A 24,091-nucleotide genomic window follows, 5' to 3' on the forward strand; every position below is an offset into this window, starting at 1 on the left:
CTGGTCTGGATCAGCGGCTGGCGCGGCGCTGGACGGGAGTCGCCGCGATGCTCCGCAGCAGCCCCACGGCCTGCTGGAGCTGGTGGTCCGTCTCCGGCTTGGTCGGGTCGAAGGCGGGCGCATCCTCAGCTGGCATGCGCTGCACGCGCTCCACCAGCCCGGCCGGCAGGTTCAGCGGGGGCAGGGGCGCCGGCGGGCGGGCATTGACGCCCGTGGCGCTGCTGTCGTTCCGCAGGGCGCGGCGCAGATCGGCCTCGCGGTCGCGCTCCCGGTTCTGCTGCGCATCCTGGCGCTGGGCCAGCACCTCGATGTCAGGCTCGATTCCGGTCGCCTGGATGGAACGGCCAGAGGGGGTGTAGTAGCGCGCCGTGGTCAGGCGGATGGCGCCGTTGCCCGGCAGGGGCATCACGGTCTGCACCGAGCCCTTGCCGAAACTCTTGACCCCCATGACGATCGCGCGGCGATGGTCCTGCAGCGCGCCGGCCACGATTTCGGAGGCCGAGGCGGAGCCGGCATTCACCAGCACGATGATGGGCAGTCCTTGTGCGATATCCCCGGAGCGCGCGTTCCAGCGCTGCGCATCCTCGGTGCGGCGGGCGCGGGTGGAGACGATCTCGCCCTGGTCGAGGAGGTCATCCGAGACTTGGATCGCCTGGTCCAGCAGCCCGCCCGGATTGTTCCGCAGATCCAGCACGATGCCCTTCAGCCCGTCCCGCGCCTGGGAGCGGAGGGTGGTGAGCGCCCGGCGCAGGCCGACCTCGGTCTGCTCGTTGAAGGAGGTGAGGCGGATATAGGCGATGTCGCCCCCCTCCATCCGCGCGCGCACCACCTGCGGGCGGATCGTCTCGCGGGTCAGGGAGATCTCGATCGGGGTGGCGCTACCCTCGCGCCGGATGGTCAGGCGGATGGAGCTGCCGCGTTCGCCGCGCATCTGGTCCACGGCTTCCTGCAGGGTCAGGCCCTGGGTGGTCTTGTCGTTGATGTGCGTGATTAGGTCGCCCGGCTTCACCCCGGCGCGGGCGGCGGGCGTTTCGTCGATCGGGGAGATGACCTTCACATAGCCGGCCTCCTGCGACACCTCGATGCCCAGGCCGCCGAACTCACCCCGCGTCTGGACCTGCATGTCGCGGAAATTGCGGAGGTTCATGTAGGAGGAATGGGGGTCGAGCCCCTGAAGCATCCCGTTGATCGCGTTCTCGATCACCTCGCGGTCGTTCACGGGCTCGACGTATTCGGCGCGCACCCGCTCGAACACGTCGCCGAACAGGTTCAGCAGCCGGTAGGTTTCCGCGCGCGACCCCTCCTGCGCCCAGGCGGTGACCACGGGCCCCGCCACCGCTCCGGCCACGAAGGCCGCCGCGACCGAAGCCATCATCCGAGCCCGGAAACGGGGCTTGGGAGACCGTCCAGCAGGAGCACGCATCCGTCAGACACCCCTTCCGCCGCGGTCCTGCCGCAGCGCCTGTCCATATTGCCGCAGGGCATCTTGCCCAACGGTTACGCAATCCGGCCGGCCCCTCCGCCGGGCGCGTCCGGCGGAACGATCCGAAGCCTGGACCATGATCGCCCCGACCGGAAGTCTCGATGGCCCCGGGGCCACGCCCCGAGCCACCTCCGGCCGGTCCGGCCAAGGCAGCCAGGACCAGAACCTTTACGGCATTCGGGCTGCCAGAACCTAGCCCCGTGCCGTCCAGCTCCCCGGGTCCACTGCCCGGCCGCCGCGCCTCAGTTCAAGGTAGAGCGTTGCGCGACCACCACCAGACCCGTCGGCGTTACCAAGTGTTCCCACCGCTTCGCCGGGCGCGACGCGCTGTCCCGTCTCCGCGTCCAGCCGGTCGAGACCGGCCAGAACGAAATGGTATCCGCCGCCGCAGTCCACAATCAACATTCGCCCGAAGGATCGGAATGGTCCGGCGAAGACGATCCGTCCGCCGCACGGGCTGACCACCCGGGCGCCCGGGGAGGCCGACCAGGTCTGGCCGGTCGCGCCGCCATCGCCGAAATCGCGCCGGACCGCGCCGGCCACCGGCGCACCGCGCGCGGGGCGGGGCTGGCTGGCGGCGGCTTCACGGGTGCGCTCCCGCGCATCCTCGGCGCTCCGGCGGGCGGTTTCCGCCTCACGCGCGGCCTCCCTTGCGTCCCGGGCAGCCTCCTCCCGCGCGGCACGGTCCCGGGCGGCCTGTTCCTGCGCCTCGCGGTTCCGGCCCAGGGCCTCGCGCGCGGCCTCGCGTGCCTCGGCCTCGCGGGCGCGGCCTTCGGCCTCTCGCCGCCGGGCCTCTGCAGCACGCTCCCTGGCCTCTTCCTCGCGGGCGCGCTCGGCCGCCGCGGCGCGTTCCCGTGCCTCGCGCGCCTGGGCCTCCCGTTCCAGCCGCTCGATGGCGCTGCGCAGGTCGCGGGCATTGGCCGCGGCGGTAGCGGCGCGGCGCATGGCGGCGGTCTCGGCGTCGCGGGCGGCCTCGCGACGCTCGCGGGCCTCGGCAAGAGCAGCCTCGACTGCCACCTCCGCCTCTCGCGCGGCCTGGCGGGCATCGGCGAGGCGGGTACGCTCCTTCTCCAGCGCGGCGGCCGCACGGGCGGCCTCCTCCCGTGCCTCGCGGTATTCCGCGGCCTCCCGGGCCAGGCGGCGGGCAAGGCCGCGCAGCACCAGCGCGCCGCGCAGCGCCTCCTCCGGCGGGGCGGGGACGACGAGCAGCGTCTCGGCCGGCCACAGGCCCAGGCGGCGCATGGCGGGGATCAGCGGCGCGATCGCTTCGGCACGGCGCGCGAGGTCCGCCTCGGCGGCGTCCCGCGCCGCCTGCGCTTCGTCCAGGCTGGCTTGTGCCTGGGCCAGCTCCTCCTCGGCGGCCACGGCCCGGCGCCCGGCCTCGGCGCGACGGCGGGCCAGGGCTGCCTCGGCGGCCTCGGCTTCGCGCGCATCCCGGGCAATGGCGGCGGCTTCCCCCTGCGCGCCGCGGGCCTCGCGCTCCGCCTCGCTCAGCGCCCGGCGGTCGGGTTGTGCCAGGGCAAGGCCTGGCAGCAGGACCAGGGCCAGCGCCGCCCGCGACAGGAAGACGGCCCGCACCGGGCGGCCGGGCGGGCGAGGGGGCGCGGCGCGGCGCCCGCGCGGCATCACCCCTGAGGGGCTTCCATCAGGTTCCGCCCGGTCATGGCCGCCGGCTGCGGCAGGCCCAGCAGGGCGAGCATGGTCGGCGCCAGGTCGGCCAGCCGCCCGTCATGCAGGTCCGTGACATTTGGCCCGCCGAACAGCAGGACCGGCACCCGGTTCAGCGTATGCGCCGTGTGCGGCCCGCCGGAGACAGGGTCCTTCATCATCTCCGCATTGCCGTGGTCGGCCGTGACCAGCAGCGCGCCGCCCATGTCGCGGATCGCGGCGAGTATGCGGCCCAGCCCGTCATCCACTGCCTCGCAGGCCTCGATGGCGGCCGCCAGGCTGCCGGTGTGGCCCACCATGTCGGCGTTGGCGAAGTTCAGGATGATCATGTCGTATTGGCCGGAGCGGATGGCCGCGTCCGCCTTCGCGGCCAGCTCGGGCGCCGACATCTCAGGCTGCAGGTCATAGGTCGCGACCTTGGGGGAGGGGACCATGATCCGCTCCTCGCCTGGGGACGGCGTCTCCTCGCCGCCGTTCAGGAAGTAGGTGACATGCGGGTACTTCTCCGTCTCCGCCATGCGCAGCTGCGTCATCCCGGCGGCCGAGACGGTCGGGCCCAGAAGGTCCGCCATGGATTGCGGTGGGAAGATCGTGTCGAGGAAGGGGTTCAGCGCCTCGGAATATTCGGTCATGCCCACGGCGCCGCAGAGAGCGGGGTCGCGCGGGCGCTCGAAGCCGGTGAAATCCGGGTCGAGCAGGGCGGCCAGGATCTGGCGCACCCGGTCGGCGCGGAAGTTGAAGCAGAGCACGGCATCGCCGTCCTGCATGCCGGTGTAGCCGGGCAGGACGGTGGCGGGGATGAACTCGTCGGTCTTGCCGGCGGCATGGGAGGCCGCCACGGCCTCCGTCGCGCTCGCGGCCGACGTACCCTCCGCCAGCACCATTGCCTTCCAAGCCTGGGAGACGCGCTCCCAGCGATTGTCGCGGTCCATGGCGAAGTAGCGGCCGGTGACGGTGGCAATGCGGGCGCCCTCGGGCAAGGCGGCCTCGAAGGCAGGCAGGGTCTGGGCTGCGGCCTCGGGAGGGGTGTCGCGGCCATCGGTCCAGGCATGCACGGCCACGGGGATGCCCTTGATTGTGAAGATGCGGGCGAGGGCCAGGGCATGGTCCTGATGCGCATGCACCCCGCCGGGCGAGGTGAGGCCACAGAGATGCAGCGTGCCGCCCGTGGCGTGCAGCTTCTCGCCGAGTTCCACCACCGGCGGCAGGCCGGCGATGGAGCCGTCCGCAATGGCGCCGCCAATGCGGGGCAGGTCCTGCATCACGATCCGGCCGGCGCCGATGTTCAGGTGGCCGACTTCGGAATTGCCCATCTGGCCGTCGGGCAGCCCGACATCCGGGCCGCAGGTGCGCAGGAAGGCGCGGGGGCAGGAGGCCCAGAGGCTGTCGAAGACGGGGGTGTTCGCCTGGGCCACGGCGTTGTCCGACTGGTCTTCCCGCCAACCCCATCCATCGAGGATCGCAAGCATGACGGGCTTCGGACGGGGCATGGGCAACCTCACGCAGACTGGCTCCGGGCGGCTTAACGCGAGCCGGGCCGTCGGTCCACGCCGGGCGGGTTCAAGCCTCCGCGTCAGGCCTTCGCGGTATAGGCCCGGAACACCTCCAGTTCCGTCGCGCAGGCGGCGCCGGTGAAGCCGGCATTCCGCATGGCGCCGAGGATCGTCTCGGCCGGAACGCAGGCCTCGATCGTCTCCCAGTAATATTTCATCAGCTCGCCGGAACGATGGCGGGGGGCCGCGACCCAGCACAGGGCGGGGATCACGACGCCCATGTAGAAGCGCTCGATCCAATGGGCGAGGCGGCTTTCCGGCCGGCCGATCTCCAGGATGAGGACCGTGCCGCCGGGCTTCAGCACGCGGCGGTATTCGGCGAAGGCGGCGCCGAGATCCGCGACGTGGCGCAGCGCATAGCCCATGGAGAGGAAATCGACGCTGGCATCCGGCAGCGGGATTCGCTCCGCCTTGCCCTGGATGAGGGTGACGCCGGAAAGGGCGCGGCGGGCCTCAGCCAGCATGCCCTCGCTGGGATCGAGGCCGGTGACGAGTGACGGATCGCCGGTGATGGCCACCGCCTGGCGCGCGACCAGACCAGTGCCGACTGCCACGTCCAGCACCCGCATGCCTGGCCGCAGCCCGGCCTCGCGCAGCGCCCGGCGGCGGTAGCCCGGACCGGTGCCGAGGGAGAAGATGCGGTCGATCCGGTCGTAATGCGGCGCCGTCTGGTCGAAGAGGGCGCGGACGAAGCCTTCCCGCTCCTCGGGGTGCGTGTAGCGATGGGCGAGAACGGGATGGGGCGCGCTGCCGGACGGGGCGTCGCTTGCGGTCTGCGTCATGCGGGGGCCCCTCCGGTGGGCCCGGGATCCACGCATCGCAAGGCGGGGCGCAGGGCGCAAGAGCCGCATCAGCGGGGGATCGGCGAAACCCCGAAGACCATCGGATGCAGATTCAGCATCGCCGCCCAGGCCAGCAGCCCGACCAGCGCCGGCCAGGCCAGTTCCCGCCACACGATACGGTTCCGGCCTGCCGCCACCGCCCTGAAGGGCAGCACGGAGGTGCGGGCGGCGAAGCCCGCCCAGGCGGAAGGATTGCGCGCCGCCACCTTGGCATCCAGCGAGGGCATGCCGAAGGCTGCCGTCAGCAGGAACGCGCCGAAGAAGATCATTGAGGCGCTGTCCCCGTTCCCCACGACATGCGCTGCGCCCCAGAGCGCGAAGGCCCAGAGCATGGGGTGCCGCGTGATGCGGAGCGCGCCGCGCGGCTCGGCCGAGAGGGCTGAGCCCTGGCCGAGCGAGGTGGCGTTGCGCGCCATCAGGCTGCCGGCGAAGAGGATGAAGGCCAGCAGCATTACCGCCACCAGCACCCAGGCCAGCGCGGGTGGCACCACCCAGAGCGGCGCAGTGGCGGCGTTCCGCCAAGCCAGCACCAGCAGCGTGATCGCGACCGCCGAGGCGAGGGAGAAGGCGCCGCGGAAGCCGCGCTCGCCCAGCTTCGCCACCAGACTCGCCCGGGCGCGCGTGCCGGCGATGCCGACATGCAGTCCGATCCAGAGAAGCGCCGCAAGGATGAGGGGAATCATGCCGCGAGCCTGCCCCGGCCTCCGGCAAGGAGGCAACGGGGCCGCGGCTGGCCTCAGCTCGGGCGCCAGGCCCGGTGGTAGGGGTGGTTGGCGCGAATGCATTGGGCGCGGAACAGCGCCTCGGCCAGCAGCCCGCGCACCAGCATGTGCGGCCAAGTGAGCTTACCCAGCGAGAGCCGGTGATCGGCGCGGGCCAGGACGGCTTCGTCGAGCCCTTCAGCGCCGCCGATGACGAAAACGATCGGTCGCGCCGCCTCGGCCCAGCGCCCGGTCAGTGCCGCCAGCCTTTCGCTGTCAGGCATCTCGCCGCCGAGGTCGAGGGCGATGGCCAGGGCGCCTTCCGGGATCGCCGCCAGGATGGCGGCGCCTTCGCGGCGCCGGATCTCGGCAGGGGATCCGCGCGCCTCCGCCAGTTCCCGCAGCACGAGGGGTGGGCGCAGGCGAGTGTTATGGTGCTCGAACAGCGCCGCCTCGGGCCCGCCGCGGGCCCGACCCACGGCGAGGAGGAGAGGCGGCGCCATTCAGGGAGGGCCCGGCCTATTCGGCCTGCCCCTCCTCGTCGCGCGGGTTGCGGCCGAAGGCGGCGCCGGCGGGACCGTCCAGCACCTCGTTGCGCGGCAGGATCTCGCGCGTCACCACATCCGGCTCGGAGGCGTGGTCCGCGGCGCCGGCATCCCCTTCCTCCGGGTCGCCTTCACCTTCCTCAGCGTCTCCCTCTCCCGCGTCGCTTTCCACCGCCTCGCTTTCCTCCGGGGCGGGCTCGGCGTCCTCCTCGTCGCTGGCCACGGCATCCTCATGCGCCATGGCTTCCGCATCGTCGGCCATTCCGTCCTCATCCGGCATGGCGTCCTCCTCGTGATCGGCGAGGTGGGTGCGGGGCTCGGGCATGCTGGCATCCTCGGGCGCCGGGCTTTCGGGGCCCCACATGCGCTCGAGACCGTAGTTTCCGCGCGCCTCCGGCTTGAAGAGGTGAATCACCACGTCGCCGGCATCGAGCAGCACCCAGTCAGGCGAGGCCTCGGTGCGGATGCGGCGGATGCCGTGCTCGGCCAGCGCCTCCTCCACATGCCGCGCCATCGCCTCGATCTGGCGCTCGGCGAGGCCGGTCGCGACGATCATACGGTCGGCGAAGGCGGAGCGGGTGGCGACGTCCAGCACCACCACGTCCTCGGCCTTGTCGTCCTCCAGGCTGGCGACCGCGGCGCGGACCAGCTCCTCCAGCCGGTCGGGGCTCGGCGCGGGTCGGGGGGCGGCGCGGCCGCGCTTCTTCGGCCCGGCGACGACGTCACGCTTGCGCTGGGTCGGAGAGGAATCGGCCTCCAGCTCCGCAATACGGGCCGCATTGGGGTCGGGCGTCTCAGCGACACGGCGCGGGGCGCGCTCGGGCGCCGCACGGGGGGCACGCGGCGCCGGATCGGCGGCGCGGGCGCGCGACGGGCTTGCCGCGCGCGGGGTGGTGGCCTTCGCGGTGCGGCTGGCGGCCGGCTTGGTCGGGCGAGAGGCGGCTGCACGCGGAGCCTTCGCCTTGGCGGTGCTGCGCGAGGTTGCCGAGGCGCTGCGCGGGGCGGCCGTGGCCGTGCTGCGCGAGGCGGTGGCGCTGCTGCGAGCCGCGGGCTTGGCCGTGCGGCTGCCGGAAGCCCCGGTGGAGGAACGCGTGGTCGGGGCAGCGGCGCGCTTGGCCGGCGCGGCCCTCGTCGTCCGCGCCGCCGTGGTCTTCGTGCGAGACGCCGGTGCGGCGCTGGCGCGCGTTCCGGTGCCGGCGGTGCTGGTCCGGCTGCGGGCCGGCGTCGCGGCCTTGCTCGTCCGCGAGGCCGCGGCGGGGGTACGGGTCGTGCGGCTGGGTGCCGCCGCCTTGCCGCGCGCCGGGGCAGCGGCCTTCGCGGGCGCCTTGGCCGGCGTGCGCGTGGCCGTCGCCTTCGCGCGGCTCGGGGCCGCCGGCTTGGTGGCGCGTGCCGGGGTCTTCGTCAGGCGCTGCGGCGCGGGCGCCTTGGCGCGGGAGGCGGCGGGCGCGGCCTTCGCGCGGCTTGGAGCTGCCGGCTTGGCAGTGCGTGCGGGGGCCTTGGCGGGCTTGGCCGCCTTCGGCGCGGCGGCGCGGCTGGCCGGAGTCTTGCTGGCGCCGGTGGTGCGGGTTGCGCCACCACGGGCGGCGGGGCGGGGCGGTGCCTTCGGGGTGCGGGCCATGTTTTCGGCTCCTGTATCGTTGCGCCATGGGGCGCGAGGGGTTCAGCGGGCCTCGGCGGGCGCCGCGGGAAGGATGAGGGGTGAATGGGAATCGCCGCCAGCGGTTGCGCGCTGGCTGAGCCGCGCACGGATCGCCGTCGCGCTAGCCGGGTGTTCGCGTGCCGGAATCATGCACCAAGGGGCGTGGATGCCGGATGCACCGGACAGCAGCGCACCGCAAGGGCGCCGATGCCGCCGGAGCACGGTGGCCGCCGATCCGTGCATGGCCCGGCGGGTCCATCCGGGCCGTGGCAGCACCGCGATCGGCGTGCGCCGGGCCAGGCGGCGCCAGCGGCGCCAGCGCGGCAACTGGCTCAGATTGTCCGCCCCCATGATCCAGACAAAGCGGGCGCGGGGGAAGCGCCGGCGGAGGCGGGCGAGGGTGCGCTCCGTCTCCCGCAGGCCAAGCCGGGCCTCGATGTCCGTCGCCAGAATGCGGCGGCCATCCGCGATGCGGCGGGCCGATTCCAGGCGCTCGGCAAAGCGGGCCATTCCCGCGCGCGGCTTCAACGGGTTGCCGGGGGATACGAGCAGCCAGACCTCGTCCAGCCGCAGGGCGCGGCGCGCTATCTCGGCCACATGGCGATGTCCCTCATGCGCCGGGTTGAAGGAGCCGCCGAGCAGGCCGATCCGCACGCGCCGCGAATCGCCCCACGGGCCGGGCTGGCGGTGCGTAGGCAGCGGGCGGGCGGATGTCGGCGGCCTGTGGCCGGCGAGGCGGGCGGGGAGCGGCACGGGGCGGTCAGTGCCCCGTCCAGAGGAGTGGCTTGGGGCTCAGGGCGTTCGCACCGAAACGGTCAGGGGCCGGTCGGCCAAGCCCTCATAGGTGGCGGTGACGACGCGCCCGGCCTCGGTGGGCAGAGCGGGGGAGAAGCCGCCAAGGGAGACGATGTCCCCCGCCCGCAGCCGCTTGCCATCCCGCTTCAGGTCCTCCACCAGCCAGGGGATCACGTTCAGCGGATGGCCGAGCAGCGCCGTGCCCGGGGCGCGGGACAGCTCCTTCTGCTCGGTGGCGAGAATGACCGTCATGCTGCCGAGCCGGGCGGCGAAATCCGGCGTGGCCTGCACCGGGATGGGCTCGCCGAGCACGCCGAGCCGCGCGCCGACATTGATGGCAACGAGATTCGGCCCGCTCATCTGGCCCGGGGCCAGCACCAGGTCCGGCATCTCGATGAAGGGAATCACCTGGTCAAGGTGGCGCAGGATGGCGAGGTGGTCGGAGCCCGCCTCGTTGATGCCCTCGTCCCGTACGCGGACCAGCAGGTCGCTCTCGACGTTCGGCAGCGCGGCAAAGGCGGCGGGGACCTCGGCCGGCGCCCCGGCCGTGCCGCGGGCGCGGATGGTGGCTTGGTAGATGGTGCCGCGCACCGGGCTGGGCACGCCGAAGCGCTGCTGCGCGGCGGCGTTGGTGAGCCCGACCTTGTAGCCCACCGGCGCGCCATGCTGCTTCGCCAGCAGCGCCACGAGCTTGTCCCGGGCGCAGGCGGCGTCCTCCATCGTCAGGGACGGGCCGTAGCCCTGGGCCGGGCGGTTGGCGAGGATATCGGCCGCCAGACGGGCGACCTCCGCATCCTCGGGGCAGGCCGCCTGCGCGGCGGCGAAGGGAATGGCGAGGGCCGTAACGGCCAGGATCGCGATGCGGCGCAAGCGGTGATCTCCTCCCGAAGCCCGGGATTTGCCCGTGGCGGGCCGGATCAGGGACGAGTCTGTCCGGTCCCGATCACATGGTAGCGCCAGGTGCAAAGCTGCTCCAAGCCGACAGGCCCGCGCGCATGCAGGCGGCCGGTGGCGATGCCGATCTCGGCGCCGAAGCCGAACTCGCCGCCGTCGCAGAACTGGGTGGAGGCGTTCCAGATGCCCACCGCCGAACCGAGGCCGTTGAGGAAGGCGCGCGCCGTCGCCTCATCCTGCGTGATGATGGCCTCGGTGTGCTCGCTGCCATGGCGGCGGATATGGTCCAGCGCGCTTTCCACGCCATCAACCACCGCGACGTTGAGGATAGCGTCCAGCCATTCGGTCGAGAAATCCGCCTCCGTGGCCGGCTTAAGCTCCTGCACGATGGCGCGGGCCTCCGCATCGGCGCGGAAGTCGCAGCCCAGGGCGCGCAGGTCCTGCACCAGCAGGGGGAGCAGAGAGGGAGCGATCGCGCGGTCGATCAGCAGTGTCTCGGTGGCGCCGCAGACACCCGTGCGGCGCATCTTGGCATTGGCCAGGATGGCCCGCGCCATCTCCGGATCTGCGGCGGCGTGGACGTAGCTGTGGCAAAGGCCTTCGGCATGGGCGAGCACAGGCACCCGCGCCTCCTCCAGCACCCGCGTCACCAGCCCCTTGCCGCCGCGGGGGATGATCAGGTCGATCATTCCGGCGGCTGCCAGCATCGCGCCGACGAAGGCGCGGTCCGTGTTGGGGGCAATCTGCACGCAGGCCTCGGGGAGGCCGGCGGCGTGCAAGCCCTCCAGGATGCAGCCATGCAGGGCGGCGGCGCTGTGCAGGCTTTCCCGCCCGCCGCGCAGGATGACGGGGCTGCCGGCCTTCAGGCATAGCGCGGCGGCGTCCACGCCGACATTCGGGCGGCTTTCATAGATCATGCCAACCACGCCAATGGCCTGGGCCACCCGGCGGATCACGAGGCCATTGGGGCGGGTCCATTCAGCCAGCACGCGGCCAACGGGATCGGGGAGGGCGGCGACCTCCTCCAGGCCGCGGGCCATTGCCTCGATGCGGGCGGGAGTCAGGGTCAGGCGGTCGCGGAAGGCGTCGGTCAGCTCCGGCGCGGCGGCCAGATCGGCGGCGTTGGCGGCCAGGATCTCGGCTTCACGGGCGCGGAGGGCGGCGGCGGCGGCCGTGAGAGCGCGATCCTTCGCCGGTCGCGGTGCGCGGGCCAGGGTCGTTGCGGCGGCGCGGGCGGCCTTCGCGGCCTCCTCCAGCGCGGCGCGGGCGATGGCGGCGGAATTCGTCGCGGGATCGGCGATCGCGTTCATGGCGCATCGGTAGCGCCGCGGCGCGGGAAGGGGAAGCGCGGCGATCGGTCCCGGGGCACGCATCTGACCTGCGGAGGAGGCTTGTCATAGCCGGGCGGCTGACCGAGAACCGAAGAACGTCACAAGAAAGCAATGGAGGGGAAGATGCGATTCACCCAACCGGTCCTGGGCCGCCGCGCCCTGGGGGCGATGGCCGCCGCCTCGGTTGCCGGGGCCGCCCGCGCGCAGGGTGTTTCCGGGAAGGTGACGGTGGTCACCTCCTTCTCCAACGACGTCACCGGGCCCTTCAAGCGCGCCTTCGAGCAGGCGCATCCCGGCATCACGCTGGACATCCAGAACCGCAACACCACGGCCGGCGTGCGCTTCGTGCAGGAGACGCGGTCCAATAACGCCGTAGACCTGTTCTGGGCCTCCGCCCCGGATGCCTTCGAGGTGCTCAAGCGCGCCGGGCTGCTGGACGTGTACAAGCCCCGTGCCGAGGGCATCCCGGAGCGGATCGGTCCCTATACGATCAATGATCCCGAGGGTTACGTCACCGGCTTCGCGGCCTCGGGCTACGGCATCATGTGGAACGAGCGCTACATGCGCGCGAACCGCCTGCCCGAGCCGAAGGAGTGGTCGGATCTGGCAAATCCTGCCTACCACGACCACGTCATCATGACGGCGCCGTCGCGTTCCGGCACCACCCATCTGACGATCGAGACGATCCTGCAGGGCGAGGGATGGGAGAAGGGCTGGGCCACGATCAAGGGCTTCTCCGGCAATCTCCGCCAGATCACCGAGCGCAGCTTCGGCGTGCCGGATGCGGTGAATTCGGGGCAGGTCGGCATCGGCATCGTGATCGATTTCTTCGCCTTCTCGGCGCAGGGCGCGGGCTTTCCGGTGAAGTTCGCCTATCCTTCCGTGACCACGGTGGTGCCGGCGAATATCGGTATTGTGAAGAACGCTCCGAACGTGGCGGGGGCGAGGGCCTTCATCGACTTCCTGCTCTCCACGCGCGGGCAGGAGATTTTGCTGGAGCCGACGATCCGCCGTCTGCCGGTGAACCCCGCCATCTATGCCAAGGCCCCGGCCGGCTATCCGAATCCCTTCACCGGCTCCATCGGCATGCCGAGCCTGGTCTTCGACGTCACCGTCTCGGAGAAGCGCTACCGCGTGGTCGATGCGCTCTATGACCAGACCGTCGGCACAAACCTCGAAGGGCTGAAGCGCGCCACCAAGGCGATCGGCGATGTCGAGACGCGGCTTGCCCGGCGCGACAATGCCCAAGCGCGCGCCCTCCTGGCGGAGGCGCGCGCGCTGATCTCCGCCATGCCGGTTACGGCGGAGGAAGCGGCCTCCGACGAGGTGGCGGGTGCCTTCTCCGGCCGTGGCGGCCCCGGGCCGCGCCAGGCGGAGTTGGAGCAGCGCTGGGCCGGCTTCGCGCGGGAGAAGTACACGGAGGCCGCCGCCAAGGTCGCCGAGGCAGCGAAGGCGGCGGGCTGAGCTTGCCGACCACCCCGGCCACGGCCGCGATAGAGGCCACCGCCAGCGCAACGCCCCTGCCGCGCGCGCGCCGCTGGTCGGCGCGGCCAGGGGAGGCGGTGGCCTTCGGGCTGGTCGCGCTCTTTCTGCTCGCCTTCCTGGTGGTGCCGGTGCTCACCGTCGTCACCGTCGCCTTCCAGGACCGCGAGACGGGCGGCTTCACCCTGGCCCATGTCGGGGACTTCTTGTCCAACGACCTGTTCATGCGGAGCTTCTTCAACTCCCTCTATGTCTCGCTGATGTCGGTGGTGGTGGCGAGCCTGATCGCCTTGCCGCTGGCCTATTTCACCACCCGCTTCGAGTTCCGCGGCGCCATCCTGGTGCAGACCCTGGGCGTGCTGCCGCTGATCATGCCGCCCTTCGCAGGCGCGGTCGCGATGGGGCTGCTGTTCGGGCGCAGCGGAAGCTTGAACCTGGTGCTGGACGAATACCTCGGCATCAACATCCCATTCATGGAGGGGCTGAACGGGGTGATCTTCGTCCAGTCTGTCCACTACTTCCCCTTCATCCTGCTCAACCTCGTCGCCAGCCTGCGGAACATCGACCGGGCGATGGAGGAATCGGCGCAGAACCTCGGCTCGCATGGCTTCCGCCTGTTCCGGCGGATCGTGCTGCCGCTGGCGATGCCGGGCTATGTCGCCGGTGCCAGCCTTGTCTTCATCAAGGTGTTCGATGATCTGGCCACGCCGCTGCTGCTGAATGTGCGGGAGATGCTGGCGCCCCAGGCCTATCTGCGGATCACCTCCGTAGGGCTGGAGGATCCGATCGGCTACGTCATCTCCGTCGTGCTGATCTTGTTTTCCGTCCTGTCGCTCTGGATCTCCTCCCTCGCGCTGCGCGGGAAGGATTACGCGACGGTACAACGGGGCGGGGGCGGGCTAGCCAGGCGCCGCATGTCGCGCGGGCAAGCCGTCGTGACCTATGCGTTGATAATCTTCATCCTCCTGCTGGTGCTGGCGCCACATTTCGGGCTGTTCCTCCTCTCCATCGCCACCATCTGGTCCTTCGCGCCGCTGCCGGATGGCTACACCCTCGCGCATTACGCGCGGGTCTTCGCGGAAAGCTCGCAATATATCACCAATACGCTGATCTATGCCGGGCTGGCCGGGCTGATCGACGTGATCATCGGCACGACCATCGCCTATCTCGTGCTGCGCTCGCGCATGGTGGGAGCACGATGGTTGGACTACATCGCCATGTCGGCTCTTGCCGTGCCGGGATTGGTGCTGGGCATCGGCTACCTGCGTACCTTCTTCGGCGTCACTCTGCCGGATGGCACGTCGCTGGCGGCCTTCTGGGGGATCATCGTGCTGGCGCTGGCGATCCGGCGCCTGCCCTATGCGCTGCGGGCCTGTACGGCGGCGTTGCAGCAGATCTCCGTGAGCCTGGAAGAGGCGGCCGAGAATCTCGGTGCACGCCGTCTCCGCGTGGTGCGGCGGATCGTGCTGCCGCTGATGGCGGGCGGGCTGGCGGCGGGATTCGTCACCTCCTTCGCAACCGCGGCGGTGGAGCTTTCGGCGACGCTGATGCTGGTGCAATCCAGCGACGACGCGCCGCTGGCCTATGGCCTCTATGTCTTCATGCAATCCCCGGCCGGGCGCGGCGCGGGGGCGGCGCTGGGCATCATCGCCGTGGTGATCGTGGGCCTTTCCACTTGGCTGTCGCATCTGGTCGCCGAACGCGGCGGTGGGAGCAAATCCGCATGAGTGAAATTCTGGCGCGGGAGCCTGCGGGTATCCGGGTGGAAGGTGTGGATCTCTCCTACGGTTCCACCCGCATTCTGAAGGATGTGAACCTCGAAATCCGCCCCGGCGAGTTCTTCGCCTTCCTCGGCCCCTCCGGCTGCGGCAAGACGACGCTGCTGCGGCTGATTGCAGGCTTCAATACCGCCCAGCGAGGGCGTGTGCTGGTGGGCGGGCAGGACATTTCCAATCTACCGCCCTGGAAGCGCGATGTGGGGATGGTATTCCAATCCTATGCGCTGTGGCCGCATATGACGGTGCGCCGCAACGTCGCCTTCGGGTTGGAGGAGCGGCGCGTCCCCCGCGCGGAGATCGCCACCCGCGTGGAGGCGGCCCTCGCCCTGGTGGGGCTGGAAGGGATGGGAGACCGCCGCCCCGCGCAGCTTTCGGGCGGCCAGCAGCAGCGCGTGGCGCTGGCCCGCACCGTGGCGGTGCGCCCGAAGGTGCTGCTGCTGGACGAGCCGCTGTCCAATCTCGACGCCCGGCTGCGCGTGCAGGTGCGGCGGGAGCTGCGGGAGATGCAGCAGGCCCTGCGCCTGACCACCATCTTCGTCACCCATGACCAGGAAGAGGCGAACACGGTCTGCGACCGCATTGCCGTGATGAGCGATGGCATGGTGCAACAGGTGGGCACGCCAATGGAGTTGTACGACCATCCGGCGAACCTCTTCGTTGCGGGCTTCCTCGGCACGGCCAACATCATGCCAGGGACCGTGCTGCAGGACGGGGCGGCGCAAGCCTTTGAGATCGACGGCGGCACGCGCATCCCGCTGCCGCCCGGCCTTGAGGCGCCCGCCGGCGCGCGGTTGATGTTCCGGCCGCAGGATGTGGCACTGCTGCCCGCCGGCACGGAAGCGCCTGGGCGCCGCCTCCTGGAAGGCGAGATTGTCCATCGCGAGTTCCTCGGCCCCAGCATCCGCTACGGCGTGCGGGTGGCGGGCGCGGAGGTTCTGGTGGATGCCCCGCATATGGGCGGGGAGGGACATCTTCCCGTGGGCAGCCGCGCGGCGGTCGCGCTGGATGCGGCACGGGTGAAGCTGTTGGCGACCTGAACGGCGCGGGCTTCAGGCTCCCACCGCCTTCACTAGGACGGCTTATGCGCAAGCCCCTGCGGGCTTACGACACCGCCCGCAGGTCGGAGCGCAGCCGGTCGGGCCCATCCACGCCCAATAGCGCGTCCACATCCGCGTGGGTGCGCGTCCAGACCGGCATCGCCTCGGCGAGCAAGGCACGTCCTGCCTCAGTGAGCGTCAGCAGCCGTCCTCGGCGGTCATTCGGATCAACCCCGATCGAGACCAGCCCGCGCCGCTCAAGCGGCTTCAGCGCTGCGATCAGGGTGGTGCGGTCCATAGCCAGAAGCTGCGCCACCGGCGCCATTCGCGCCGGCTCCGGCCGGTTCAGCGACATAAGGAGGGAGAACTGGCCGTTGGTGAGGTTCAGCGGCCGCAGCGCCTCATCGAAGCGGCGCGCCAGGGCCCGCGCCGCCCGCTGCACATGCAGGCAGAGGCAGGTGTCGCGCACATGCAGCGTCGTCTGGAAGGAGACCTCGTTCACGGACCAATATTGTTGATATCAACCGACTGGGTCAAGGATGGCCCTCACACCAGGACCATGTCGTCCCGGTGGATGATCACGTCCCGGCCGCGCCAGCCGAGGATGGCCTCTATCTCCGCGCTGCGCCGTCCGGCGATGCGGCGCGCGCTTTCGGAATCATAGGAACACAAGCCGCGCGCGAGCTCCCGCCCCGTAGCGTCGCGCACGCTGACCGGATCGCCACGGTCGAAGCTGCCCTCCACCTCGCGCACGCCGGCGGGCAGAAGGGAGCGCCCCTCGGCGAGGGCCTTCGCCGCGCCGTCGTCCACCACCAGCCGCCCGAGCGGCGCCAGCGATCCGGCGATCCAGCTCTTGCGAGCGGAGCGTCCCTCAGGCGCCGGCAGGAACCAAGTGGAGCGGGCACCATCGAGCATGGCGGCCAGCGGGTTCTGCTCCTTGCCCAGGGCAATGGCCATGGCGCAGCCGGCGCCGGTCGCAATCCGGGCCGCAATCAGCTTCGTGCGCATGCCGCCGGAGGAATAGCCGGGCGGTGGATCGCCCCCCATGGCCATCACCTCCTCGGTCAGCCGTTCCACCACCGGCAGGTGGCGGGCCTCCGGGTCGCGGCGGGGATCGGCGGTGTAGAGGCCATCGATATCCGACAGCAGCACCAGCGCATCGGCCTCGATCATCTCCGCGACGCGGGCAGCCAGGCGGTCGTTGTCGCCAAAACGGATTTCGGCGGTGGCGACGGTGTCGTTCTCGTTGATCACCGGCACGCAGCCGAGATGCAGAAGGGTTTTCAGCGTCTCCCGGGCATTGAGGTAGCGGCGGCGGTCCTCGCTGTCCTCCAGGGTGAGCAGGACCTGCGCCGCGGTCATGCCATGCCCGGCCAGCGCGGCCTGCCAGGCGCCGGCCAGCCGGATCTGCCCGACAGCGGCGGCGGCCTGCTTCTCCTCCAGCCGCAGGGCCCGCCGGGTCAGTCCCAGCGCGTGCCGGGCCAGGGCCACGGCCCCGGAGGAGACGATCACCACCTCCGCGCCACCCGCCCGCAGCCGCGCCGCATCCGCCGCGACCGAGGCCAGCCATTCCGCGCGCGGCGCCGCCGTCTCCGGGTCCACGACCAGGGCGGAGCCGATCTTCACGACGATGCGCCGCGCGGCGGCGAGGGAGGGGATGGCCATGGCCCGCCGTTACCACGCGCCGCGCGGGGCGGCGACGGGCAAGGGCGCTTCGCGGCCATGCAGCAGCCGAAGCGCATCAGGTTTAGCGCCGGCGGGCCGCCGGGCGTGGATCTCGCCGGCTAGGATGGAGAAGCCGAGGCCCCCCGATTGACAGCCGAGGCTAATGGCGCCCGGCGGGGCGCTCCGTTACCGCCGGACCTGGGCCGGGCGCCCGGCCCGGCCCCGGGGGAGGCTCCTGGTCCTCCTCCATGCGGGATTCCGCCTCCTCCGGCGACTTCCGCACCTCATCCTCGGGCCCGACGCGCTGGCGCTCCAGGCGCTGCGCGCGCTCCTCCTCCGATTCCTCGCCGCTCCGATCGCTCATCGCCGGGTCCTCCTCTCCAGGCAACGCCTGGAGGTCGGGAAGGTATCGGGCCTCAGGCGGGCCGCTCCTCCGCCCGTTGCTCCAATGTGCCGCGCAGCTTCTGTTCGGGCAGGCCGAGCACCAGCAGGAAGGCTGCGCTCATCACCAGGCCGCTGAGGGTGAAGCAGCCGGTCAGGGCTGTCCGGTAGGCTTCGGAGAGCAGCGCGTGCTGTTCCGGCGTCAGCGCCGCCAGCGCGGCGGCGCCGCCGCGCGTCATGGCCTCAACATCCACGGGGCCGGCGAGCCGCGCGGCCAGCAGCGCACCGGAGGTAGCCACCCCCACGGCGCCGCCAAGCGAGCGCACGAAGGTCATAGCCCCGGTTGCCGCCCCCAGTTCCTTGTAATCCACTGCATTCTGCACGGCGGTGGTCAGATTCGGCATGCCCATGCCCATGCCGAGCCCCAGCGTTCCAAGCGCCACCAGGAACACGGAGGGGGGCGCAGCGAACCAAGCCAGCGCCGCCAGTGCGACCAGCGCCACCGCCTCCAGCCCCAGCCCCCAGAGCAGGAAGACCTTGTTCCGGCCCAGGCGGGATGCCGCCCGCCCGCCGAGGACGGAGGTGAGCACCATTCCCGCCACCTGCGGCAGCATCATCGCCCCCGCCCAGGCCGGACTCATCCCCAGGACGAGCTGGAAATAGAGGGGCAGGAAGACGGTGGAGCCCAGCATGGCGAAGGTCATCATCCCGCTGACGCTGACGCCGCGCGCGAAGACCGGGTTGCGGAACAGGCCGAGCCGGATCAGCGGATCCGCCGCCCGCCTCTCCCGCCAGATGAAAGCCAGGAAGAGGGCCAGCACCAGCGCCACCATCCCGGCGCTCGCCGCTGAAGCCCAGGGAAATTCCTGCCCGCCCCAAGCCAGCAGCAGGAGCAATGCCGCCGTGCCGGACGCCATCAGCAGCAGGCCAGCCACGTCCAGTGGACGCGCTCGGCCGGAGGGCGGAGTGCGCAACCCCAGCCCGATGAGAAGCAGCGCCACCGCTCCCAGCGGCAGGTTTACGTAGAATACCCAGCGCCAGGAGAGGGCCGAGGTGATGATGCCCCCGAGCAGGGGACCCGCCACGCTAGCCAAGGCGAAGGTGCCGGTGAAAAGCCCCTGGTAGCGGGGGCGCTCGCGTGGTGGCACCACATCGCCGATGGAGGACTGGGCCAGCACCAGCAGCCCGCCGGCGCCCAGCCCCTGCAGCGCCCGGAACAGGATCAGCTGGGTCATGGATCCCGCCGTGCCGCAGAGCAGCGAACCCGCCAGGAAGATGATGATGGCCACCAGGAAGAGCCGCCTCCGGCCATAGGTGTCCGAAAGCTTGCCATAGAGGGGCGTGGTGACGGTGGAGGAGAGCATGAAGGCCGTCACCACCCAGGAAAGATGCGCCATCCCCCCGAGATCCGAGACCATGCGCGGCAGCGCCGTATTGACGATGTTCTGATCGAGCGAGGCGAGAAGAATGCAGAGCATCGCCCCTGAAAGGGCGGTCCGGCGCGGCGCAATGCGGGTGGGCGGAAGCTCGGCCCTCTGAGGGGCGCTGCTCTGGGTCATGCGGCGTGGTCCGTGCGGCAGGAGGCGCGACCGTCCCGTAACGCGGCATGCGGTGTATGGACAGCTTGCGGAGGGGGGGCCGCTTTCAAGGAGACGGCTTGCGCCCCAGGTGGTGGGGCGGCGATGCTCAAGGCCCCCAACGCAGCCCGTCCTGGATCGTTCATCCCCTCGTGAACAGCTTTCATTCCCTTTACCGCCACGGCTTCGCAAGGCTGGCCGCCTGCACCACCCGCTGCACGCTGGCCGATCCGGACGCGAATGCCTCGGCGATCATGGCCGCCGCCCGAGATTGCCACGTGCGCGGCGCGGCGCTGGCCGTCTTTCCGGAGCTCGGTCTCTCCGGCTATGCGATCGATGACCTCTTGCTGCAGGATGTGCTGCTGGATGCGGTGGAGGCGGCGATCGCCCGCATCGTCGCGGATTCCGCCGGCCTGCTGCCTGTGCTGCTGATCGGTGCACCGCTGCGCCATGGCGGGCGGATCTACAACACGGCGGTTGCCATCCATCGCGGCCGGCTGCTCGGTGTGGTGCCGAAGATCCATCTGCCGAACTACCGCGAGTTCTACGAACGCCGCCACTTCGCCTCCGGCACTGGCACGGAAGGTGGGACGATTCGCATCGGCGTGCTGGAGGCGCCCTTCGGCCCCGACCTCATCTTTGATTCGGAGGATCTGCGCGGGCTGACGATCCATGCGGAGATCTGCGAAGACCTCTGGGTTCCCAGCCCGCCCAGCAATGATGGCGCGCTGGCGGGGGCGGTGGTGCTGGCGAATCTGTCCGCCAGCAACATCACCATCGGAAAGGCGGAGACGCGGCGGCTGCTCTGCGCGTCGCAGTCGGCGCGCTGCCTTGCTACTTATGTCTATGCCGCGGCGGGGGCGGGCGAATCTACGACGGACCTCGCCTGGGACGGCCAAGTCTCAATCTTCGAGAATGGCGCGACCCTCGCGGAGAGCGAGCGTTTCCCACACGGGCAGCAGATCGTCTTCGCCGACACGGATCTCGACCTGCTGCGACAGGAACGCGCACGCCAGGGCACGTTTGACGACAACCGCCACCTGCATGGACGGCCCTTCCGCCGCATCTCCTTCCGACTCGATCCGCCGATGGACGATATCGGCTTCGAGCGGCGCGTGGAGCGCTTCCCCTTCGTGCCCGCGGATCCGGCGCGACTGCACCAGGATTGCTACGAGGCCTATGCCATCCAGGTCTCGGGGCTGATGCAGCGGCTGCAGGCGATCGGCGATCCGAAGATCGTGATCGGCGTGTCGGGCGGGCTGGATTCGACCCAGGCGCTGATCGTGGCGGCGCGCGCCATGGACCGGATGGGGCGGCCCCGCACCGACATCATCGGCTACACCATGCCCGGCTTCGGCACGAGCGCAGGCACCAAATCCAGCGCATACAGGCTGATGGCGGCGCTGGGCATCACGGCGCGGGAACTCGATATCCGACCTGCGGCGCGGCAAATGCTTGCCGATCTCGGCCACCGCTTTGCGGAAGGCGAGCCGGTCTATGACGTGACCTTCGAGAATGTGCAGGCGGGGTTGCGGACCGACTACCTGTTCCGCGCGGCCAATAACGAGGGTGGCATCGTGCTCGGCACCGGCGACCTGTCGGAGCTGGCCCTCGGCTGGTGCACCTATGGCGTCGGCGACCAGATGTCGCACTACAACGTGAATGGCGGCGTGCCGAAGACGCTGATCCAGCACCTCATCCGCTGGGTGGCCGAGGAAGGGCTGTTCGACGCGGAGGTTTCAGCGGTGTTGGTGGACATCCTGAACACCGAAATCTCGCCCGAGCTGGTGCCGGCGGATGCCTCCGGCGCCATCCAGAGCACCGAGGCGAAGATCGGCCCCTATGGGTTGCAAGATTTCAACCTTTTCTATGTGCTGCGCCATGGCTATCGCCCCTCGAAGATCGCCTTCCTGGCGCATCGGGCCTGGGCGGATGCGTTGCGCGGGGACTGGCCGCCGCATTTCCCCGATTCGCGGCGTGCCGCCTATGATCTTCCGACCATCCGCCGCTGGATGGAGGTATTCCTCTCCCGCTTCTTCGGCTTTTCGCAATTCAAGCGTTCGGCGCTGCCCAATGGGCCGAAGGTGTCGGCGGGGGGCTCCCTCTCGCCGCGCGGGGACTGGCGCGCGCCTTCGGACAGCACCGCCACTGCCTGGCTGACCGAGTTGCGGCGTAACGTTCCCGAGTCGTGAGTCGGTCGACTGTGGCGCAGATGCCGATTGGGCCCGTTTTCATTGGGCAAAAGCGCCATCCCTATTGTTGACGGCCGCGCTTCGTGGTGATTTCGGCGACCAAGCGCAACAGACAGGCGGATCACATGGCAAAGGCAGCGGCACCCACGAAGCCCGCGGCGAAGGCTCCGGCGGCAAAGGCCCCCGCGAAGGGCGCGGCGAAGGCCGCGGCCCCGGCGGTGGTGAGCCTCAAGCAACTCGCGGCGAGCCTGGCGGAAAGCCAGGAGATGCCGAAGCGTCAGGCCGAGGCCCTGGTGGGTGAGTTCGTCACCTCTCTCACGGAGCACCTCAAGGCTGGCGCCAAGATTCGCATCAGCGGTCTGGGCATCCTTGAAGTGAAGTCCCGCCCCGCCCGCATGGGCCGGAACCCGGCCACCGGCGAGCAGATCCAGATCGCGGCGAGCAAGAAGATCGCCTTCCGCCCCGCTAAGGAGCTGAAGGAGGCCGTCTGACGGTCCCTGACGGCGCTTCGCGGGGCGCCGTCGCCCGGTCCGCCCTATCTGGGGGTGGGCCAGCCTTCCTCGCCGGGCCAACCCGGCGAGGAGCTTTGGTTCCACGGCCGAGGACCATGATCCGACAGCCACGTTCCGTGCTGTCTCGGCGGCCATCTCACAGATTCGCTTCACGGATCGTTCAGCGGCCGACTTGGCTGCCCCGGGCAACTGAGCCCGGAAGATGCTCTTCAAGAACCGTTCCGCACGAGCCAAGCCTGAGTTTTTGCAGGCTGCGATGGCACGCAAAGCCATGTCCGGTGCTGCTCTGGGCTTGCCGCGGGCGAGCGCGACATCTATCTGGCTGGTATTCCGGTCGCCCCGCTACCAGCACCCCGCTTCCGGTGCCTGCCTCGCGGCCATCATCGCCATCCCGATCGAGTTCGAATCCCAACTGTCCATGACGTCCAGCACCGATCCAGCCGTCACGGCGGAGCCCGATCGGGCGTCCGCACCCGAGTCCGTGCTGTGGTACCACACAGCATTCTGCCGCCTTGGCCTGCCGGTCGCACCGAGCACGTCAGCCTGGCGGCGCGACGGCGTGGATGCCGCGCTGCGCATCGCGCCCGGCACGGCCGGCGAGGCCCTGCCGGACGGTCCCGGCCTGCGGCTGCTGCTGGCTTATCTTTGCGACTCCGCGCTGCGTGCCGGCAGCCCGACCGTGCCGATGGGCGCCGACGCTGCCGCCCTGGTCGCGAAAATTGGCCTGGGCGAGGGGGCCGTGGCGCCGCTTGCCGAGCAGGTGGAGCGGCTGTTGGCCGCGCGCATTGTTGTTTCGGTCGATGACGGTCCGGAGTTGAGCGTGCTCGATGCCCGTAGCCGCCCGCGTGGGGGTGGCTGGCCCGGCTCGGTGAAGCTGAATGCGCGCTTCCTTGCGAGCCTAGCCGAGCATGCGGTGCCGCTCGACCGTAGCATCCTCCGGGCTCTGTCCGCGTCCGCCGAGGCGATGGACGCCCATGCCTGGACCCGGGAGGTCCTGGCTCGCGCCGGCGACAAGGCCACCGTCACCGCCCCCTGGCCCGAGTTGGCGGAGCGTTTCGGCACGCCCGGTGTCGATGCCGTCACCTTCCGCGAGGCCTTCGAATCCGCACTGCGTCTTGTCTTCGAGGCCGACCTCTCCATCGAGCTGGCGGTTGATGATGACGGGGTGAGCGTACGCCATGCTCAGGCCGAGCCTGCTGCGCCGCTGGCAGAGCCTGCGCCTGCCCCCGTGGCTGTAACGGCCGCGCCGCAGCCCGCCCCGGTGCAGCCTGCACTTCCCGTGGTGGAGGCGCCGCGCCGGGACGCCCCGGAACCGGTGGAGCCGCCGCGCCCAGCGTCGCGTCCTGCGCCGCAGCAGGCCGGGCCGCGCGGGCCTGAGCCCCGGCAGCGGGACGAGCGCTATCGGGATGAGCGGCCTCGCGAGGACCGTCGCCATCGCCGGGACGAGCCTGGCGAGACCGGCCAAGGTCCGGTGGACCAGATCGTGGACGACATGATCCGCATTCGCTCGCACCTGACCGGCCTGCCGCAGGTGGTCTGGCTGCGGCGTGGCAATGGCGACGAGAACATCCTCGTCGGCGTCACCCCGGGCACGCGGCTGGATACGGACCGGCTGACCATCCTGATGGTGGAGCCCATCGTCATGCAGGTGAGCGGCGGCCTGCCCCAGGGCGACTTTGATCGCGTCTCCGCCTGGGTGATGGCCAATCGCGACCTGATCGATGAGTTCTGGGAAGGCAGCATCGTCTCGGCCGAGGAGGTGCAGAGCCGCGTGCGCAAGGCGCCTGGCCCGACCTGGCGCTGAACGGATAGGACGAATCCGCGCTCCCGCCCTTCTTGGGCGGGCTAGGCCGCGCCCGACCTTCTGAACGGATTGCCGCCGTTCGGGCCGGGGAACGGGCTGCGGCCTGCTAGTGGCGTCGCCGTGGCGCTGGTGCGGGGCGCAAACCGATTGGAAAGATTTCCGCAGTAGCGTTCGTGCAGGCCGTCCGCTCCCGTGGACGGCTCCCGATCAGG

19 protein-coding genes and 1 pseudogene are annotated in these 24,091 nt (G+C 70.9%); 6 read left to right on the forward strand and 14 right to left on the reverse strand.

Annotated elements, in window-relative coordinates; all coding sequences use genetic code 11:
- Nucleotides 1-10: 10 nt before the first annotated feature.
- The 10 genes and pseudogenes from GSE44_RS16205 to GSE44_RS16250 all read right to left on the reverse strand — a co-directional run bounded on the left by GSE44_RS16205 (nt 11) and on the right by GSE44_RS16250 (nt 11,430).
- On the reverse strand, nt 11-1,372 hold the full coding sequence (locus GSE44_RS16205) for a S41 family peptidase (protein ID WP_235924878.1): 1,362 nt from the start codon (nt 1,370-1,372) through the stop codon (nt 11-13).
- Nucleotides 1,373-1,675: 303 nt separating this feature from the next.
- The gene (locus GSE44_RS16210; protein ID WP_159349875.1) at nt 1,676-3,109 is read right to left on the reverse strand and encodes a murein hydrolase activator EnvC family protein; all 1,434 of its coding nucleotides are present in this window, start codon (nt 3,107-3,109) and stop codon (nt 1,676-1,678) included.
- Complete coding sequence (gene gpmI / locus GSE44_RS16215; RefSeq protein WP_159349876.1) at nt 3,109-4,641, reverse strand: 2,3-bisphosphoglycerate-independent phosphoglycerate mutase; 1,533 nt, start codon at nt 4,639-4,641, stop codon at nt 3,109-3,111. The genes GSE44_RS16210 and gpmI overlap by 1 nt, the downstream gene beginning before the upstream one ends.
- A gap of 83 nt (nt 4,642-4,724) precedes the next feature.
- The gene (locus GSE44_RS16220) at nt 4,725-5,486 is read right to left on the reverse strand and encodes a class I SAM-dependent methyltransferase (protein WP_235924880.1); all 762 of its coding nucleotides are present in this window, start codon (nt 5,484-5,486) and stop codon (nt 4,725-4,727) included.
- 68 nt (nt 5,487-5,554) lie between these two features.
- The gene (locus tag GSE44_RS16225; protein WP_159349878.1) at nt 5,555-6,229 is read right to left on the reverse strand and encodes an NnrU family protein; all 675 of its coding nucleotides are present in this window, start codon (nt 6,227-6,229) and stop codon (nt 5,555-5,557) included.
- A 53-nt stretch (nt 6,230-6,282) separates the two neighbouring features.
- Complete coding sequence (locus GSE44_RS16230; protein ID WP_159349879.1) at nt 6,283-6,750, reverse strand: 23S rRNA (pseudouridine(1915)-N(3))-methyltransferase RlmH; 468 nt, start codon at nt 6,748-6,750, stop codon at nt 6,283-6,285.
- Between the two features lie 376 nt (nt 6,751-7,126).
- Nucleotides 7,127-7,561: pseudogene (gene rsfS / locus GSE44_RS25740) on the reverse strand (ribosome silencing factor); the annotation flags it as partial.
- A gap of 891 nt (nt 7,562-8,452) precedes the next feature.
- Entirely contained in the window at nt 8,453-9,085 is a 633-nt protein-coding gene (locus GSE44_RS16240) for a nicotinate-nucleotide adenylyltransferase (protein WP_235924881.1), read from the reverse strand.
- A gap of 138 nt (nt 9,086-9,223) precedes the next feature.
- Nucleotides 9,224-10,096 carry a 2-keto-4-pentenoate hydratase gene (locus GSE44_RS16245; RefSeq protein WP_159349880.1) on the reverse strand — a complete coding sequence of 291 codons (873 nt, stop codon included), beginning with the start codon at nt 10,094-10,096 and terminating at the stop codon, nt 9,224-9,226.
- A 47-nt stretch (nt 10,097-10,143) separates the two neighbouring features.
- On the reverse strand, nt 10,144-11,430 hold the full coding sequence (locus GSE44_RS16250) for a glutamate-5-semialdehyde dehydrogenase (protein WP_159349881.1): 1,287 nt from the start codon (nt 11,428-11,430) through the stop codon (nt 10,144-10,146).
- Nucleotides 11,431-11,574: 144 nt separating this feature from the next.
- Here GSE44_RS16250 and GSE44_RS16255 point away from each other — a divergent pair, with 144 nt between their 5' ends.
- The 3 genes from GSE44_RS16255 to GSE44_RS26275 are packed head-to-tail and all read left to right on the forward strand — an operon-like array spanning nt 11,575 to nt 15,748.
- Nucleotides 11,575-12,915 carry an ABC transporter substrate-binding protein gene (locus tag GSE44_RS16255; protein WP_201306105.1) on the forward strand — a complete coding sequence of 447 codons (1,341 nt, stop codon included), beginning with the start codon at nt 11,575-11,577 and terminating at the stop codon, nt 12,913-12,915.
- A 2-nt stretch (nt 12,916-12,917) separates the two neighbouring features.
- Nucleotides 12,918-14,660: an ABC transporter permease gene (locus GSE44_RS16260; RefSeq protein ID WP_235924882.1), complete on the forward strand. Its 1,743-nt coding sequence runs from the start codon at nt 12,918-12,920 to the stop codon at nt 14,658-14,660.
- A complete protein-coding gene (locus GSE44_RS26275; RefSeq protein ID WP_159349882.1) occupies nt 14,657-15,748 on the forward strand; it encodes an ABC transporter ATP-binding protein in 1,092 nt (363 codons plus the stop codon). The genes GSE44_RS16260 and GSE44_RS26275 overlap by 4 nt, the downstream gene beginning before the upstream one ends.
- Before the next feature lie 64 nt (nt 15,749-15,812).
- Here GSE44_RS26275 and GSE44_RS16270 read toward each other — a convergent pair whose 3' ends face one another.
- The 4 genes from GSE44_RS16270 to GSE44_RS16285 form a co-directional block, all read right to left on the reverse strand.
- Entirely contained in the window at nt 15,813-16,250 is a 438-nt protein-coding gene (locus GSE44_RS16270; protein WP_159349883.1) for a MarR family winged helix-turn-helix transcriptional regulator, read from the reverse strand.
- Between the two features lie 44 nt (nt 16,251-16,294).
- The gene (gene proB, locus GSE44_RS16275) at nt 16,295-17,413 is read right to left on the reverse strand and encodes a glutamate 5-kinase (RefSeq protein ID WP_159349884.1); all 1,119 of its coding nucleotides are present in this window, start codon (nt 17,411-17,413) and stop codon (nt 16,295-16,297) included.
- A 160-nt stretch (nt 17,414-17,573) separates the two neighbouring features.
- On the reverse strand, nt 17,574-17,777 hold the full coding sequence (locus GSE44_RS16280; protein ID WP_159349885.1) for a hypothetical protein: 204 nt from the start codon (nt 17,775-17,777) through the stop codon (nt 17,574-17,576).
- A gap of 52 nt (nt 17,778-17,829) precedes the next feature.
- Entirely contained in the window at nt 17,830-19,353 is a 1,524-nt protein-coding gene (locus tag GSE44_RS16285) for an MDR family MFS transporter (RefSeq protein ID WP_159349886.1), read from the reverse strand.
- Between the two features lie 170 nt (nt 19,354-19,523).
- Between GSE44_RS16285 and GSE44_RS16290 the strand changes: the two genes are divergently transcribed.
- From GSE44_RS16290 to GSE44_RS16300, 3 genes are all read left to right on the forward strand, one after another.
- Complete coding sequence (locus tag GSE44_RS16290) at nt 19,524-21,563, forward strand: NAD(+) synthase (protein ID WP_235924884.1); 2,040 nt, start codon at nt 19,524-19,526, stop codon at nt 21,561-21,563.
- 125 nt (nt 21,564-21,688) lie between these two features.
- The gene (locus GSE44_RS16295; protein ID WP_159349888.1) at nt 21,689-22,054 is read left to right on the forward strand and encodes an HU family DNA-binding protein; all 366 of its coding nucleotides are present in this window, start codon (nt 21,689-21,691) and stop codon (nt 22,052-22,054) included.
- A 277-nt stretch (nt 22,055-22,331) separates the two neighbouring features.
- Nucleotides 22,332-23,879 (forward strand): replication protein RepA, encoded by a 1,548-nt coding sequence (locus GSE44_RS16300; protein WP_159349889.1) that lies wholly within the window; start codon nt 22,332-22,334, stop codon nt 23,877-23,879.
- Nucleotides 23,880-24,091 lie beyond the last annotated feature (212 nt).

Origin of the sequence: Muricoccus harenae, from assembly GCF_009848505.1 — a bacterium.
In the GTDB taxonomy this organism is placed as follows: Bacteria; Pseudomonadota; Alphaproteobacteria; order Acetobacterales; family Acetobacteraceae; genus Roseomonas; species Roseomonas harenae.